The organism is Flavobacterium aurantiibacter (assembly GCF_002251775.1).
GTDB lineage: Bacteria > Bacteroidota > Bacteroidia > Flavobacteriales > Flavobacteriaceae > Flavobacterium > Flavobacterium aurantiibacter.
In genome coordinates, this window is record NZ_NOXX01000215.1 from 92,760 (window position 1) to 109,784 (window position 17,025).

Sequence of the window (17,025 nt, forward strand, 5' to 3'; positions counted from 1 at the left end):
AGGCCAAAAATACGGATTCTGTGGCAGCAATTTATGCCTTTCAGTGTTCTTTACTTTTTGAGATGTTCTTGATAAATCACCCAGTAGCGAGAAAGCTGAAACAAAAGTGCCGAATCTGTAGCTTCTTTCGCTATTTTTTGAAATTCAGGCTCCTCGGCGGCAAAACGCACCATATCTTCAACTTGCTGTTTATCAATTTTTAATCTTTTTGCTAACTCTGTGGCATCAAATTTATCGAATACACGCTGTCGAGCAATTTCAGCCCGCTCCGCATCGAGCGCACGTTTGTACTTTCGAATTCCGCCGTTGAGTTTATTCATAATCGGATCTAAACTAAAAGAAACTCCGCCTACCCCTGGGCCTAGACCCATAACAGGATCTAAACTAGCTATACGTTTAAAACGCCGTTCGGCTACAGTATATCGCTTGGGTGTATAGCCAATGATACCGGCCAACATGCCGTCGTAATTCGCAATTTGAACCTCTTCCAGCGGAATTGCTTTTGCCGTTAAATTCACGCGCATCCCTAACTTGAAATGATTTTCCTCGACCAACACGCGAAAAAAATCGATGCCATCGCCATAAAACAACAGCAAATCGTCGGCTTGGCACAGAATCTCAAAGCTGCCATTTTCTGCTATTTGGGTTTCCTGCTCGGTCGTAGCGTTTTGCACAAAAACCGCCGATGTCGTATAGCCCGAAATCGCAACGCTACCTTTTAAAATACTGCGCTGCGCCACTACTGTATTCATACAAAGACAAAAGAACAACAGGCGTATCATCTAAAACTTTTTAAATTCGGTGGCTAATTCACTCAAGGCGAACATAATTTGAAACCGATTACCGCTCGAAAGCACAACCGTGAATTTCTGATTTTCAGCGGCGTAATACAAAAATCTTGCTACATCATCTTTCGGAATTTTTAAAGATTCCGTAAAGTAGGATTCTTCAAACATGCGACTCAACTTCTCATAATTGCGTTCATACCGCTCATGTTTTAGAGCGCGTTTCAACATTTTAGTGCGACCCGAAATGGCGTTAATGAATCCGTCTATGGTTGTCGATTGTGCCGTATACAACCGTCGTTCGGCAACCGTTAATCGCTTGGGCTGCTTCTGTAAAATGCCCATCTTCACCAAATCATACGACTGCGTATACACGATTACTTCCTCCAATTCTTCAGGTTTTTCTTCCATGAGCAGACTAAAATTCCCCGAAAAATCGGCTTTCTCAACCAAATGTCGCGCTTTCACGTAGCCTGTTTTCTCAAACAAAATCAAGTCGTCTTCCGAAGCAGCAATACTAAATCGGCCCAGCTCATCGGTTCGGGTTTCTTGTTCGGTGCTCAAATTTAAAACAATCACACGCGGCAAGGTTCCGTTAACCGACTTCACGGTACCGTTCAACATTTGCGCCTGAGCACACGCGGTTAACAAAAAAAGAAAACTGAAAATCGGACGAAACTTCATATAAAAATCAAATTTAAAAGTATCCCGATTCCGTTTTCAGCGTGTTACTATAAAGTTGTGTTAATTTGCCAAAAACTTCTTTTATGCGCAAACTCATCATCGCCAGTACCTCAACACTGCACGGAACCGCTTATTTAGAATACCTAACCGACACATTGAAATCTCATTTTCAAGGCGTTACAAAACTTGTTTTTATTCCGTTTGCGCGACCCAGTGGAATCTCTCATGATGCTTACACCGAAAAAGTTACGACCGCTTTCGCGAAATTGAATATAGAAGTAGTGGGTTTACATACTTTTGATGATGCCGCTGCGGCGCTTACCCATGCGCAAGCTATTTTCACTGGCGGCGGAAACACTTTCGTTTTGGTTAAAGAATTGCACGAACGCAACTTGTTTCCTGTGCTTTTGGACGCGATAAATTCGGGAACGCCGTATCTAGGTTGCTCGGCCGGATCCAATATTTGCGGACAATCCATGCAAACTACCAACGACATGCCCATTGTCATGCCGCCATCTTTCCAAACCTTGGGTGTATTGCCTTTTAATTTGAATCCGCATTTTCTGGATGCCGATGCCCAATCAAAGCACATGGGCGAAACACGTGAAACGCGCATTCAAGAATACCACGCCTTCAATACAACACCCGTACTCGGACTCCGCGAAGGAAGTTGGCTCGAAGTTTCCGACGAAAAAATCATTTTAAAAGGAGCACTAACCGCACGTTGGTTCACACCGCAACAAAGCGCAACTGAACTCGAACCGGAAACCGATTTAACTAAAATGTAGTTTTTTTTGGGCGTTCCCCACACTTTTTTTACGTCGGCCTAAAGGCACTCCTGCAAAAAAGCGTGGGTCAGGCCATCCGCTGTATCCCAAAAATCCCCGACTGAGGGCCATGGCAATTTTTGGGGATGCCGCTGCTGTCCTTAACGCGGAAAAGTCGTTATTAAAAAAATGGTTTTTACGAGCTAGTACACTTTACATTTTTTCATTTGTAATATTGCAATATTACCTCTTATAAATAACTGCCTATTAAACGCTTAATCGTGCAAAATCCGACTAAAAAATCAAAGATTAAGCCTGATTAAAAACTAACTTACTTGCACGAATTGCCTCAATACTAGCACAACGGCGTCGGTTGGTATCTACACGTCCGAAACGGAAAAGGTCTTCTTTGAAAAAAATGGTTTTTTGCGAGATATTCAACTTTACATTTTTTCATTTGTAATATTGCAATATTACCTCGCATAAATAGCTGCCTATTAAACGCTTAATCGTCCGAAGCTCGGCCGAAAAATCAAAGATTAAGCCTGATTAAAAACTAACTTACTTGCACGAATTGCTTCAAGAGCAGCATCCCAAAGTCCGATGCGCGCTTTCAAAGCTTCGATAGTTGCGGCAGTTGCAGCTTCCCATAAAGCAGCATCGCTTCCGCATAATTCCGAAGTCATTTCTAAAGCTAAATGACTGTGATGACCACCATCAACTTCAATATGACGCTCGATGTAATACACAAACGNTTCAAGAGCAGCATCCCAAAGTCCGATGCGCGCTTTCAAAGCTTCGATAGTTGCGGCAGTTGCAGCTTCCCATAAAGCAGCATCGCTTCCGCATAATTCCGAAGTCATTTCTAAAGCTAAATGACTGTGATGACCACCATCAACTTCAATATGACGCTCGATGTAATACACAAACGATTTCAGTGCGTCGGGCGAATTCACGGCCATATCGCGCAGGAGCGAGGTAAACATATTTGGAATTAAATCTTCGCGACCAAAAGTAAAGACAGCCGCTTGCAACGGTACATTACCGCTTGCTATTAAATTAAATGTTGTGTCCAAAAATTTCGTGACGCCTATTGCTAAATCGGCTTGTTCAATGACGTTCTGTACTGCAACGCCCGATTGCAACTGCTGCAAAAACGCATTAATAGCTGTACTATCAGCGTCCGCATTTCGCATCGCTTTCAAATACATCTCGAAATGACTCATGCGAATACCGTTTTCATCGATATCCGATTCTTCGCCACAAACAATTTCATTGATTAAAAATCGGGTATTGGCATTTCCCACCGGAATCCAAGGAAGATCCACGCAAGTTAATCCGCGTTGCAAACTTTTCAGCAAACTCATAAAGTCGAAAACCGCAAAAACGTGGTGTTGCATAAAAATCCGCAGGTCGGCTAAGGTTTCCATCTCAGCGTAAAGCGAATGATTTAAGATTTGCTCGCGATACGGAGCAATTTGCAACTGTAACTTTTCTACGTGGGCGTTCATATTCAAAATTTTTGCGAAATTACATTCTAATTCTATCGTTTTTAAAAACTTTAGAATTTCCTTACCACTTGTTAAGAACCTTTTGCATCGGCAGATTACTTACAATTTCTCAAAATAAAAACTACATTTGGTTTTTACTCTAATCATTATGTGGAAAAATCATCCTAAAGCACTTCCTTATTTGTTTTTATCCGAAATGTGGGAACGTTTCGGCTATTATCTCATGATCGGTATTTTCACGCTGTACCTCAAAGACGTTGAAGCAGGCTTTGCTATGACCGAAAAAGAATCATCTGATTTATACGGAACTTTCATCGCTTTGGTTTTCTTAACACCGTTTTTAGGCGGACTCATCGCTGATCGTTATTTAGGCTATAAAAAATCAATCATCATCGGCGGTTTGTTAATGGGTGTGGGCTACTTTTTAATGGGTGTTCACAACATTACGGTTTTGTACATTGCCATGACATTAGTAATTCTCGGCAACGGCTTCTTCAAACCTAATATTTCGACTTTACTCGGTAATTTCTATTCCAAAGCGCCCTATTTGGATAAAAAAGATGAAGGATACAACATTTTCTACATGGGTATTAATATTGGCGCCTTTGTCTGTAACTTCTTTGGTGCAGCTTTAAAAATTGCACTGGGCTGGCAATGGGCTTTTATGGCTGCCGGACTGGGTATGTTTGTGGGCGTTTTGGTTTTTGTTTTAGGAAGTAAACACTACCACGGCTATGAGCAAAAGAAAGGTGTACAACCGGGCGATATGCCTTTTTCGAAGATTTTACTGTACATTTTGCTGCCTTCTGTTGGTTTTGGAATCATCGGTTGGTTGTTGAAGGGAACTGCCTCAGATACAAATCCAGACAGCTACATTTTTGGCTCCGACTCAACAGATGCATTCATTTTTGCGTGTATTCCCGTCGTCGCATTTTATGCTTCGCTGTATTTTCGCGCTAAAGCAGAAGACAAGCGACCCATCGGCGCCCTACTCGCCATCTTTTCTGTGGTAATTTTGTTTTGGGCTGTTTTTAAACTAAACGGCTCTGCTTTAAACACTTGGGCCGATAGATATACGGATCGTGAAGTGTCTGGCTCAACACAAGCAGTCTTTAGTTCTTTAAAACTGTCACAAGAACTTGAATACAAAAAAGATACGATTGAAAAATACGACGAACAATTTCGCCTTCAAAAAGTAGATGGTGCTGTTCAAAAAGAAGTTGCTTATCCGCTCTATTTCAGAAATGTGGCAGCCGAAAAAAAACCTCAAGACGGAGCAACGATTAGCGTTTGGGCAACCAACTTAAGCCAGTCGATAAATCCGGGTTGGGTTATTTTACTCACGCCGCTGGTAGTAGCGTTTTTCACTTGGTTACGCGGTCGCGGAAAAGAACCAGGAACACCAACAAAAATCGCTTTCGGATTACTGATTTCCGCACTTTCGGTCTTAGTAATGGTTGCTGCGGTAAATGCGGGTGGGAATGGCGCCGAAAAAGTAAGCGTTTGGTGGCTCATTGCTAATTACGGCATCATAACCATTGGCGAATTATTTCTAAGTCCGATGGGATTGTCGGTCGTCTCGAAATTGAGTCCACCGAAAATTACCTCACTAATGATGGGAGGTTGGTTTCTTGCGACATCAATCGGAAACAAATTAAGCGGCGTTTTAGCTAGTTTATGGGACACTTATCCGGATAAAGCCAATTTCTTCTGGGTGAATTTCGGTCTATTAATGATTGCTACGTTAATGATGTTTGCCTTATTGCGTCAACTCAATCGCGTGATGGCCGAAAAAGGACTAAAATAATGACAGCAGCTATTCAAGATTTTCAGGGTAAGTTTCCGAAACAACTCTGGCCACTATTTTTCAGCGAAATGTGGGAGCGTTTCTGCTTCTACGGGATGCGCGGAATGTTGGTTATTTTTATGGTCGACGTGCTACTGCTCGACACTGAAAAAGCCAATTTACAATACGGCGCCACGCAAGCTTTCGTTTATGCTTTTACATTTATTGGCGGCTTGTTTGCCGATAAAATACTTGGCTTTCGGAAATCGCTGTTTTGGGGTGGTATGCTAATGATTGCTGGAAGCGTCATTTTGGCAATCGATCCAAAATCGTTCTTCTTTCTTGGCATCAGCTTTACAATTATTGGAACCGGATTTTTCAAACCCAACATCACAACCATCGTAGGAATGCTCTACAAAGATGGCGATGCTCGGCGCGATGCAGGCTTCTCGGCCTTTTATGCAGGCATCAATCTGGGCGCGCTTTTGGGAGGTTATTTATGCATTTCCGTTGGAAACGGATCGCTTTTTTCAGAATATGTTCCAACACATTTGCGCTGGAATGTAGCCTTTAGCTTCGCAGCGGTAGTAATGATTATCAGTTTACTCACATTTATCAATACGCAAAAAAAGTTGGGAACCATCGGTATGAGCCCGTTATTGCATCTAACGGTGTCTAAACGTAGGTTGGTTGAAGTCAGCGTTTTTCTGGGAAGTTTGGTAACTATTCCGATACTGATGACACTAGTATCAGTTCCAGAATACACCGATATTTTTATGGCAGTAATTGGTCCAGCTGCACTTTTATATCTCTTTTATGAAATGCGAAATTTCTCTCTAGTTGAAAACAAAAAATTGATTGCAGCATTGATATTCATCCTGTTTTCGATTGTTTTCTGGGGATTTTTTGAACAAAGTGGTGGTTCACTGAGCTTATACGCGGCTGAAAATCTGCACAATACATTCTTTGGTCTCACACTCGATCCAAACGGCGTAAACAACTCCGCGAATTCATTATTTGTTATCCTTTTTGCAACCCTTGTTGGTTTGTTTTGGGTTTGGCTCTCGACAAGAAAACTAGAACCTTCAACAACCTCGAAATTTGGGTTTGGATTTTTATTTCTAGCAGGCGGATTTCTAATTTTCTTTCTCGGTAAGAACTTCGCTTCAGAGAGCGGACTTACTTCTCTTGAATTATTTACCTTGGGTTGGTTGGTGATTACTTTCGGTGAATTGTGTTTGTCGCCTATCGGAATGTCGGCAGTAACAAAATTAGCTCCTGAAAAAATTCAAGGAGTGATGATGGGAATGTGGTTTTTAGCGAGTGCGTACGGACAGTACATGGCTGGAATTTTAGGCGCAGGTATCGCAAAATCGGCAAAAAACATGTCGAATTTTGAGAAACTACAAGTCTACACCGCTGAATACAAGCTGCTGGCATTATATGCATTATTAGCAGGAATTTTACTATTATTGCTTTCGCCTTACATAAAGCGATTAACAGGCAGTGTAAAATAATTTCAGGCACGAATTTTGTAAAATTGTTAGTATGAAAAAAATACTCTTATTCGGTTTTCTTATGGTCTCATTTTTGGGAATGAGCCAAGATGTTAAATGGCTTACTTTGGAAGAAGCCCTAGTTGCGCAACAAAAAAATCCAAAACCTATTTTCATGGATGTGTACACCACTTGGTGCGGACCATGTAAAATGTTGGATAAAAACACCTTCGTTGATCCAAGCGTAACAGCTATTATTAATGAAAAATACTACGCAGTAAAATTCAACGCAGAAGGAAACGACGAAGTGAACTTTAAAGGCGAAACCTATTCCAATCCGGGTTACGATCCAAACAAGAAAGGTCGTAATTCTCAACATCAGTTTGCGCAATTCTTGAAAGTTCCCGGTTATCCATCAATGGTAATTATTTCTCCAGCAGGCGAGATCAAAGAAACAATCGTTGGGTACCACACTCCAGAAAATTTGATTGCACGAATTAAATAAATATGAAAAGCACTTTTAAGTTACTGCTAATCTGCCTTCTATTTGCCGCGCCTTCCATACAAGCCCAAGAATTAAAGTGGTACACAAACATGGAAGAGGCTTCAACGATTGCCGTAAAGAAAAAGAAGCCTTTGATGCTTTTTTTCACAGGTTCAGACTGGTGCGGCTGGTGCATTAAATTGCAAAAAGAAGTTTTTCAAACACCCGAATTTAAAAGTTGGGCAGCAAAAAACGTGATTTTAGTTGAACTCGATTTTCCAAGAAGAAAAACACTCGACGAGAATACTAAAACGCAGAATATGAATCTGCAAAAGCTATTTAACGTTCGCGGTTATCCTACGGTTTGGATTGTTGATGTCGATAAAAAGAACACAGCAAACCTCGAACGTCTTGGAAGCACAGGTTACGTTGCTGGTGGCCCGGCGGCTTGGATTACGGGTGCCGAACAAATCATAGCCAACAAAAAGAAGTAATTTTATCAATTAATACGCGCTAAGCCGTATTTCTTAACAGAGATACGGCTTATTTTATTGTAATTGCTCCATACTCTCGAACGCTGTAAAAACGAATACGATTTGCGCTGCAGCTTTCTTTCCACATTCGTTCTAAATAAAGCGGAACATCGGCGCAAGCCACCACACACTCCGGCTGGTATTGCTCGATCAATCGCTGTACATTGATTCGTGCCGCCTTGTTTAGAATGAAGATGTGTGCGTTGCGAAGCGATTCATCTACAAAATTTGTGTCCACATACACCAATTGCTTTCCGTTTACTCGAAAATAATGCTTCGACAAAGCGAAACTCCAATCACGAACTTTTGCTTGGCGCACATAATCATTCAAAACAGATTCAATCGAAGATCTCTTCGCAGTAAAGATAGTTGCAACATCATTCTTTTGTTCAATTAAAATGGGTTCCGACCGTTGATACAAAACTGTTAAAGTATGCGTATCCGATAAACGTATTCTCTCTGTTAAAATGCCGACTTGAAAACACAGCAACACGACGCCTATTGCATAGAGATATTTGTAATGGCGAGAACTAATGTACAAGATCAAAACAACCAGCAGAAAATAGGTTAGCAGACATTGCCAACCTGAAAAAGATACGTTCTCAAAAACCAATTGCCTGAAATCAGATAGAAAGGCTACGCAGCTGTTCATGCTATCAATTAAGAACGAAACTATGTTGGCGAAAAAGTCCGGTATCACCGTAAACAAACTAATCAAAACAGCTATTGTTGCTGCTATCATAACTATTCCCAAAACAGGAATCAAAATCAAATTAGAAATCAAAAATAAAAACGAAAACTGATGAAAATAGAGTACTGTTAATGGTGCAGTGCCTAGTTGTGCTGCGAGTGAAACACTCATCAAATCACGAAAGTAATTCACGATTCGAAATCTGCTTGCAAACAAGGAAGAGAAACGCGGTTGCAGAATTAAAATTGATAGCAACGACAAATAACTCAATTGAAATCCAACGTCGAATAAGTAAACCGGATGAATCGCCAATAAAATCACTGCCGAAGCAACAAGTGTATGAATGGAATTTGTTTTGCGATTGATAAACTTCCCAATCAAAGCAAAGGACACCATAAATACCGACCGTACGACCGACGGACCGAAACCTGCTAAAAAAGCAAACAGCCACAAAATCAGCAACAAAGTCAGTAATTTACCGAAGCGCCAAACAGGCGTGTTGGGTAATTTGTTCAAAAACGCATACATACAAAGTACCAAAATGCCGATATGCAAACCACTTACCGATAAAATATGAACGGCACCGGCAACCCGATACTCCTCGGTAATGGTTTCACTCATGCCTTGTTGTTGACCTAAAACAAGTGCCATAAGCATGGCTTGCACGTCGGCCGACAATTGGCTGCGCGCTAAATTTTGCTCGGCAACAGTGCGCCAAGATTCGGCAACGGTTCGAATACTCCAATCGGTCGAACGAGCAGTGGTGTACGCACAACGATTCAAATAAATCTGCGCACTAATGCCTTTTCGATTCAAATACGCTTTGTAATCAAAAGCTCCTGGATTTCTCGGCGGCTGCAACTTTGAAAAACGACCGTAAGCTTGTACGATACGCCCAATGGCAACGGCTGTATCGGCTTCCGAAACGTATACAACTGCCTTTCCTAAATACGTTTTCTCTTTAGTACGATAAACTTGAGCATAAAACCGCCTGTTGTTTGAACCGTTTCGTAGTCGTTCAAAAGGCTTGATTAATACGTGTTCAGGTTTGTTAAATTGAAAATTAGAAACTTGATTACGGTTGTATAAGTCCGTACAAATTGCTCCACAAAAAAGTGCCAGCAAGTACACAGCGAGGCTTCGAAATGTACCGCCCGTATCGAAAGTACTTCGAAACTTCCCGACCGAAAACCAACAAAGCAGCAAACTCGCCGGAACTAAAAACAGCAGCGGTATGACACAAAAGAAACCCAGCACGATTCCGGCAAGGAACGCAACCGCTGTTTTCGATATAGGAAATTGCAACTGATTCATGAGAAAAAAAGGAGCCGAAGCTCCTTTTACAATTAAATAACCCAGTCGAAATCAGCAAAGGCCTTCCACTTAATTATCTACGTGGCATGAGATTGGATGTTTCGGAAAACAATCACTTCTTTCAACACGGTAAAAGTAGAAGGGTCGGGAAAAATAATTTTACGGAAAAACCGTAAATTTCAAAAAATTTACGCTTTGTTCGGAATTCTGTTTATTTGAACGAAACTCCTTTTGTAATAAGGCTCTTTTGTAGAAGAAATGATAACGCCTTTATTGGTTGACGAGTGAATGAACTTAATTTCATCGCCGATAATCTCGACAACCATACCCACGTGATTGATGACGCTTCGTCCGTTGGTTTTGAAAAAAATCAAGTCGCCGGCTTGTACATCGGCTAGATCAACTTTTTCGCCTACCTGCGCCATCTCGTGGGAACTGCGCGGCATTTTGATATCAAAAATATTAAGTACGGCAGTTACCATGCCCGAGCAATCCATTCCCGCAGGCGTTGTTCCTCCACCGCGGTAACGAACACCGAGAAAACCCATCGCATTATTAATCATTTGGTTGCCCAAATAATTTGTGAACGACGGAAACACCAGATCAGAATCGGGTTCTTCGTTGATGATATTCTTTTTCGAAGGCTTTGTTTGTGGTTTTGGCTTTGCAACCGCAACTTCGGGTTTTGGAGTTGGCTTAGGAGCCGGAGCTAGCTTTGTCGCGGCAGGGACCTTTGGCGCTGCAGCCATTTCAGAAGCAGTTTTTGTTGAAGCGGTCGACGTAGTTTCTGTACGCGGTTGGTAAACGCCTTTTTTCATGGCTTGCTTCTTAGACGTTATAATTTGCGACGAACCCACAAATGTGAACATCAAAAAGGAAATCAGAAAAAAGAATCTCAATCGCGTCATAGTTTACTTTTTATTTTTCAGACGATGTCTTTAGCTTTATTAATAAAACTGTGTCGGAGCATAACGGCAAAATTCGTGCCGTAGTACATTACTCGGACGGCAAAAATAGAAATAATTGCCTGAGTTTCGATTCGAAAAAATCTTAATAACTGTTAATTAACAACTTGCAAATCGGCGAGTATCAGTTCCGCTGTTCGTCGACTCGCACCGAAACTCCCCAATTTTGCAATCAATGCCTCGTAATCGTACAACATTTTCGCGCGGTGCTCCGAAGCTAAGCAGCGATCTAACTCCGACTTCAAATTCTTTTCGTTAAACCGATCTTGTATCAATTCGGTTACAATTTCTTGATCCATGATCAAATTCACCAACGAAATATATTTCAATGTCAAAATGCGTTTTGCAATCTGATAGGAAATAAAACTTCCGCGATAGCAAACAACCTCAGGAACTTTGAACAAGGCCGTTTCTAAAGTTGCCGTTCCAGAAGTTACCAAGGCGGCGGTAGCGTGATGCAGCAAATCGTATGTAACACCAAAAAGTAGCTTTACCTGATAATTCGAGATAAACTTCTTGTAAAATGCTGCTTCTTGCCCAGGCGCTCCTGCAATTACAAACTCGTATTGCGGATAATACGCCACCATCTTAAGCATCTGTGCAAGCATTTTCTCGATTTCTTGCTTTCTGCTTCCCGGTAAGAAAACAATCTTCGGTTTGTTGTTTAATTGGTGCTTGGCGCAGAAGGTATCAAAATCGTCGTAACTGCGCTGAGCCATCGCATCCAACAACGGATGTCCGACGTAATCCACTTTAAAATGATGTTTGTCTTCGTAAAACGATTTCTCAAACGGTAAAATAACAAACATCCGATCCACATCTCGCTTTATCGCTTTAATCCGATTTTCTTTCCAAGCCCAAATTTGTGGCGAAATGTAATAATGAACGCGAATTCCGTGTTGCTTCGCCCACTTGGCAATGCGCATATTAAATCCCGGATAGTCAATCAAAATCAAAACATCCGGCTTGAATGCGGCGATGTCGTTTTTGCAAAAAGCGATATTCTTTAAAATGGTTCCCAAATTCTTTACCACCTCAGCAAAACCCATGAATGCTAAGTCACGGTAGTTTTTCACCACCTTCGCTCCCGCACCTTCCATCAATTCGCCACCCCATGCGCGAATTTCAGCTTGTACATCGAGCTGCACCAATTCTTTAATCAAATTCGAACCGTGTAAATCGCCCGATGCCTCTCCAGCAATAATGTAGTATTTCATCTTACAGGAACAGAGTTAAAAGAGTAAGTAAAATGGCGCCCAGTACAATTCCACGCGCTATAAAATCGCGTTTTTTGTACATCAACCAGAAAAACAGTCCCAAGTTTGGAATACTGCAAATGGTAATAAGTTTTCCCAACTTATGCTGCTGATATAGCAATTCAAGTCCTGGCATATAACTATACGGTGTTAGCAAATAGATAAACAATACCGATGTTACTACTGTTAGTACTAGTGCTAAAAGTGCTCCGATAAATAGTTCTTTCCAATTACTCATTCCAATTCCATGTATTAAGTTCTGAAATGGCGTGATGTGCCGTTAAATCGAACTGCGTCGGAACAATCGAAACGTAGCCCGCTTCCAGTGCGTGCTCGTCGGTGTCGGTTCCTTGGTCCAAATTTACAAAGGTTCCGGTAAGCCAATAATAACTTTTCCCTAATGGCGAAACGCGCTTATCGAACTTTTCTTGCCACATGGCATTTGCCTGCCTACAAATCTTTATTCCTAGAAACTCCTTGTCCGGATGCGGAAAGTTCACATTTAAAACCACACCTTTAGGTAAACCGTTTGCCAAAACCTGAGCCGCAATACTGCGAACAAAAGGTCGGCACGGCTCAAAATTTGCATCCCAGTTGTAATCGCTGAGCGAAAATCCAATAGCAGGTATACCTTCGATCCCCGCTTCTACGGCCGCACTCATCGTTCCCGAATAAATAACATTGATCGACGAATTACTGCCGTGGTTGATTCCCGAAACACATAAATCGGGCTTACGATGCAAAATTTCATTAACAGCAAATTTCACACAATCTACCGGCGTTCCCGAACAACTGTACTCTTCAAAACTACCGTCGTTGCTCAACTTTTGCAGATACAGTGTATTGTTGATCGTAATTGCATGCCCTGTGGCACTTTGTGGTTTGTCGGGCGCCACAACTAAAACATCGCCAAGTAAACACATTTCCGAAATGAGCGTACGAATGCCGGGTGCGGTAACCCCATCGTCGTTGGTAACTAGAATTAAAGGCCTGCTTGTTTCACTAGACTGCATGACAACTATTGTTTAAATTTGTAACGAACGCGAAGACATTGCGTCAAACCCCAAAAATAACTAATTTTAGTGGGGCAACTAAGCTGATTTAGCTTCCGATTCGTTTCTGACGCCAAAATGCGCTAACAATCAATAAACCAAACAGTTATTGGTTTAACAAAAAATTATAGCGCAGCAAAAAGTATCGGCACGGTTTTTACTTACCTTAGTTATTGTTTTAGATGAAAACTCTGATAGATTTTATGAAAAAGAATTTTAAGATAATCGCAGCACTATTAGTGCTTTGCGTGGCATTGTGGTCGTTTTTTCCAAAGTCGTCCAACAATGATGAGAAAGACAAATTATTACTTGAATTGCTGGCTTTTGTTTTACAAAAAGGACATTACGATCCGAAAAACATCGACGATAATTTCAGCAAAAGCGTGTACAAAGAGTACATCGAGGCGCTCGATCCTGCCAAACGCTTTTTCCTTGCATCGGATATCGAAGAATTTAAAAAGTACGAACTAGAAATCGACGATCAAATCAATAATAAAGATCTCACGTTTTTTAATCTCACCTACAATCGTTTGATGGAACGTATGCAAGAAAGCAAATCGTTTTATAAAGATTTGCTCGCAAAACCGTTCAACTACGACGAAAACGAAACTTTTGATACCGATTACGAGAAAATGCCGTACGCAAATTCGATTAACGCACTCAAAGATCGTTGGAGAAAACAAATCAAGCTCGGAACCTTATCGTCTTTAACCGATAAACTCAAATTGGAAGAAGACAAAGCAAAAGCCGATGCGAACTACAAAGCAAAATCGTATGCCGATTTAGAAAAAGAAACGCGTGAAAGCTCTGAAAAATCGCTCGACGATTATTTCAGCTTTGTGAAAGATTTGAATCGCGAAGACTGGTTTGCCATCTTCGTAAATTCTATTGCCGAAGGTTTTGATCCGCATACCAACTACTTTGCACCGGAAGATAAAGACAAGTTCGACCTCAGTATTTCGGGAACGCTCGAAGGAATTGGTGCCCGTTTACAAAAGAAAAACGACTTCACCGAAATTACAGAACTTATTTCTGGCGGACCCGCTTGGCGCGATAAACAACTCGAACCCGGCGACGTGATCATGAAAGTGGCACAAGGCGCTGCCGAACCCGTTGACGTTGTGGGCATGCGTCTCGACGATGTCGTTAAGAAAATTAAAGGTAAAAAAGGAACCGAAGTGCGCTTAACCGTGAAAAAAGTAGACGGTTCGATTAAAGTAATTTCGATCATTCGCGATGTGGTTGAAATCGAAGAAACCTACGCTAAATCGAGCGTGGTAGAGAAAGACGGCAAACGCTACGGCATCATCCACTTACCGAAATTTTACATTGATTTTGAAAACAAAGACCGCCGCGATGCCGCCAAAGACGTTGCGTTGGAAATCGAACGTTTGAAAAAAGAAAATATCGACGGCTTAGTCATGGATTTGCGCGATAACGGCGGAGGTTCTTTACGAACTGTAGTTGATATAGCGGGCTTGTTTATCGATAAAGGTCCGGTGGTACAAGTGAAATCGGCAGGTAAAGAACAGGAAGTTTTAGCCGATACCGACTCGCGCGTTCAATGGGACGGTCCGCTGGTACTTATGATCAATAACTTCTCGGCTTCAGCCTCAGAAATTTTGGCTGCTGCGATGCAAGATTACGGTCGTGGCGTAGTTATCGGAAGCAAGCAATCGTACGGAAAAGGAACAGTTCAAAATGTAATCGACCTCAACCAATTGGTTCGAAACAGCTCGGTGGGCGATTTAGGTGCGGTGAAAACTACAACGCAAAAGTTCTACCGCATTAACGGCGGCTCTACGCAACTAAAAGGTGTGAGCAGCGATGTGAGCATTCCAGATCGCTACAGTTATATCGAAATTGGCGAGCGCGACATGCCTAATGCCATGGCGTGGGACAAAATTGCACCCGCCGATTACAAAACGTCGACATATAAAACGGCCATTCAAGCGGCTATCGAAAACAGTAAAAAACGCGTGGCGGCGAGCAAACAATTTCAGCTTATCGATCAAAATGCCAAATGGTTGAGCAAGCGCAAAGACGAATTGGTGTACAGCTTAAACTTGCAACAGTTTAAAAAAGAGCAAGATCAGCTGGAAAACGAATCGAAAAGATACAAGTCGATTAACGATTACAAAACCAACTACGTGTATAAATCGTTGCCTTACGAGTTGGCGCAAATCGAAAAAGACAGTATTCTGAAAGAAAAACGCAACCGTTGGCACGAGCAACTTCAAAAAGATGCGTACATGGAAGAAGCGCTCAACGTTTTGAGCGATTTAAACAACGTGTCGGGAACCAAGCCCGTGGTAAACGTAAAGAAGAAAGAAAAAGCAATTAAATCGTAATTTTTTTCTGGGCGTTCCGGCAAAACAGCTAACCGCAGTAGTACACGAACCGTATAAAAGTTTATGCCCGTTCACTACTGCGGTTTGCTATTTTTGCCGTCAGGCCATTCGCTGATATAAATTTGGTCAAAAGCCTTTGGTACAACGCTAGGGCAAGCTTCCGTTGGTCGCTTTCCCTTGTCGGTACCAAAACCCTTTTGCCCGCAATTTATACCGCTGCTGTCCTTAACGCAGGAAAAACGTAACACAAAAATCATCATGAATAAATCACCTCAAATGAGTTTCCCAAAACGCGCGTTCTCTATCGTTGTACTTATCGTTGCGTTTCTGTGTTTACCGCTCATCTTAATGCAATTTACCGACGAAATTTACTGGACTGCAACCGATTTCCTTGCCATGGCCGGCATACTTCTCGGTTTTTGGCTTTTTCTGGAAATCTTGTACCGTTTCGTCCACAAAAAAGGGCAGCGAATTTTGGTAGGATTTATTGTACTAATCGTGTTTATACTGATTTGGGCCGAACTAGCCGTCGGTATTTTCAACTCGCCATTCGCCGGAAACTGATTTCAGGACAATGATTGCCCGCATGAGGTGGCAACGCGGAAATAGTGAAACCGCCAGCGCTGTTGCTACTTTTTACAACTGGCGACCAGCGGAAGCCCATTTGTAAAAAAATAGTAGCAAAGCAGTGGCGGTTTTATTATTGCAGCAGCGCAACCGACCCCGCTGTATGTATTTCCACTAAATAGCGGGGGCACGCCCAAATAGCAAAAAAACAGCTCGATTAATTGCGAAGCTTTTGCAGGCTTTTCTCTTTCTTTTCGAGTTTAATTTTCAGATCGTTCACACGTATTTGTTGTTTGTTGCGTTTTTGCTCCATTTTCAAAACGTCTTCGTTCGAAGAATTGCTTTTCTCGCGTACACGTTGCAGCTTTTCTTCGAGTTTAGCCAAATCTTCCTGCTCGTTTTCGATACGTCGATTAATCTTTCTAATTTCACTTTCAGCGTCCGCAATCTTATTCTGACGTTTTTCCAGTGCTTTTTGTGCCTTTTCGGTCTTTCGCTGTTCTTTAGCGATTTTCTTTAGATTTTTCTCGGTTTCGCGTTGTGCCTTTTCAGCACGTTCTTGCGCTTCCTCGGCCCGCTTTTGAGCTTCGAGTGCCGCTTCGGTATTAATCTGGTTGTAATTTTCTTTAAGTACCATCGTAGAATCGCGTTGTACCGAGAGCGAATCTACCGGCGAAGAACCGCCGTTTTGTTGTGCGTTGGCAAATGCTCCCGTTAGGAACAAGGCCGTAAATAAAATCTTTGAGTTATCCAAATATATTCCGTATATTTATACCTGATTTA

The 17,025-nt window shown here is 41.9% G+C and carries 16 protein-coding genes; 7 read left to right on the forward strand and 9 right to left on the reverse strand.

What is annotated here, in order from left to right; translation table 11 throughout:
- Positions 1-50: 50 nt before the first annotated feature.
- Together CHX27_RS12420 and CHX27_RS12425 are read right to left on the reverse strand one after the other, a co-directional pair.
- Positions 51-752 carry a hypothetical protein gene (locus CHX27_RS12420; RefSeq protein ID WP_094487095.1) on the reverse strand — a complete coding sequence of 234 codons (702 nt, stop codon included), beginning with the start codon at positions 750-752 and terminating at the stop codon, positions 51-53.
- A 30-nt stretch (positions 753-782) separates the two neighbouring features.
- Complete coding sequence (locus CHX27_RS12425) at positions 783-1,469, reverse strand: hypothetical protein (protein ID WP_094487096.1); 687 nt, start codon at positions 1,467-1,469, stop codon at positions 783-785.
- A gap of 83 nt (positions 1,470-1,552) precedes the next feature.
- On the opposite strand from CHX27_RS12425, the gene pepE reads away from it, so the two are divergent.
- A complete protein-coding gene (gene pepE, locus CHX27_RS12430) occupies positions 1,553-2,257 on the forward strand; it encodes a dipeptidase PepE (protein ID WP_094487097.1) in 705 nt (234 codons plus the stop codon).
- Positions 2,258-2,775: 518 nt separating this feature from the next.
- Here the strand turns inward: pepE and CHX27_RS12435 are convergent.
- Positions 2,776-3,747 carry a DUF3050 domain-containing protein gene (locus CHX27_RS12435; RefSeq protein WP_094487098.1) on the reverse strand — a complete coding sequence of 324 codons (972 nt, stop codon included), beginning with the start codon at positions 3,745-3,747 and terminating at the stop codon, positions 2,776-2,778.
- Between the two features lie 148 nt (positions 3,748-3,895).
- Between CHX27_RS12435 and CHX27_RS12440 the strand changes: the two genes are divergently transcribed.
- From CHX27_RS12440 to CHX27_RS12455, 4 genes are read left to right on the forward strand one after another with little or no spacing between them, the layout of a single operon-like run.
- Complete coding sequence (locus tag CHX27_RS12440) at positions 3,896-5,554, forward strand: peptide MFS transporter (RefSeq protein ID WP_094487099.1); 1,659 nt, start codon at positions 3,896-3,898, stop codon at positions 5,552-5,554.
- A complete protein-coding gene (locus CHX27_RS12445) occupies positions 5,554-7,050 on the forward strand; it encodes a peptide MFS transporter (RefSeq protein ID WP_094487100.1) in 1,497 nt (498 codons plus the stop codon). The genes CHX27_RS12440 and CHX27_RS12445 overlap by 1 nt, the downstream gene beginning before the upstream one ends.
- A gap of 31 nt (positions 7,051-7,081) precedes the next feature.
- Complete coding sequence (locus CHX27_RS12450; RefSeq protein ID WP_094487101.1) at positions 7,082-7,534, forward strand: thioredoxin family protein; 453 nt, start codon at positions 7,082-7,084, stop codon at positions 7,532-7,534.
- Between the two features lie 2 nt (positions 7,535-7,536).
- The gene (locus tag CHX27_RS12455) at positions 7,537-8,007 is read left to right on the forward strand and encodes a thioredoxin family protein (RefSeq protein WP_094487102.1); all 471 of its coding nucleotides are present in this window, start codon (positions 7,537-7,539) and stop codon (positions 8,005-8,007) included.
- A gap of 49 nt (positions 8,008-8,056) precedes the next feature.
- Here the strand turns inward: CHX27_RS12455 and CHX27_RS12460 are convergent, their stop codons facing one another.
- From CHX27_RS12460 to surE, 5 genes are all read right to left on the reverse strand, one after another.
- Positions 8,057-10,051: a ComEC/Rec2 family competence protein gene (locus tag CHX27_RS12460; protein ID WP_094487103.1), complete on the reverse strand. Its 1,995-nt coding sequence runs from the start codon at positions 10,049-10,051 to the stop codon at positions 8,057-8,059.
- Between the two features lie 188 nt (positions 10,052-10,239).
- Positions 10,240-10,959, reverse strand: coding sequence for a C40 family peptidase (locus CHX27_RS12465; protein WP_094487104.1), 720 nt, complete (start codon positions 10,957-10,959; stop codon positions 10,240-10,242).
- A 152-nt stretch (positions 10,960-11,111) separates the two neighbouring features.
- A complete protein-coding gene (gene lpxB / locus CHX27_RS12470) occupies positions 11,112-12,233 on the reverse strand; it encodes a lipid-A-disaccharide synthase (RefSeq protein WP_094487105.1) in 1,122 nt (373 codons plus the stop codon).
- Between the two features lies 1 nt (position 12,234).
- Entirely contained in the window at positions 12,235-12,510 is a 276-nt protein-coding gene (locus CHX27_RS12475) for a hypothetical protein (RefSeq protein ID WP_094487106.1), read from the reverse strand.
- A complete protein-coding gene (gene surE / locus CHX27_RS12480; RefSeq protein WP_094487107.1) occupies positions 12,503-13,285 on the reverse strand; it encodes a 5'/3'-nucleotidase SurE in 783 nt (260 codons plus the stop codon). The genes CHX27_RS12475 and surE overlap by 8 nt, the downstream gene beginning before the upstream one ends.
- A 221-nt stretch (positions 13,286-13,506) precedes the next feature.
- Between surE and CHX27_RS12485 the strand changes: the two genes are divergently transcribed.
- Both CHX27_RS12485 and CHX27_RS12495 read left to right on the forward strand, forming a co-directional pair.
- Positions 13,507-15,675 (forward strand): carboxy terminal-processing peptidase, encoded by a 2,169-nt coding sequence (locus tag CHX27_RS12485; RefSeq protein ID WP_094487108.1) that lies wholly within the window; start codon positions 13,507-13,509, stop codon positions 15,673-15,675.
- A gap of 258 nt (positions 15,676-15,933) precedes the next feature.
- Complete coding sequence (locus tag CHX27_RS12495; protein WP_243389001.1) at positions 15,934-16,239, forward strand: hypothetical protein; 306 nt, start codon at positions 15,934-15,936, stop codon at positions 16,237-16,239.
- A 220-nt stretch (positions 16,240-16,459) separates the two neighbouring features.
- Here CHX27_RS12495 and CHX27_RS12500 read toward each other — a convergent pair whose 3' ends face one another.
- Positions 16,460-16,996, reverse strand: coding sequence for a hypothetical protein (locus CHX27_RS12500; protein WP_094487110.1), 537 nt, complete (start codon positions 16,994-16,996; stop codon positions 16,460-16,462).
- Positions 16,997-17,025: the final 29 nt, after the last annotated feature.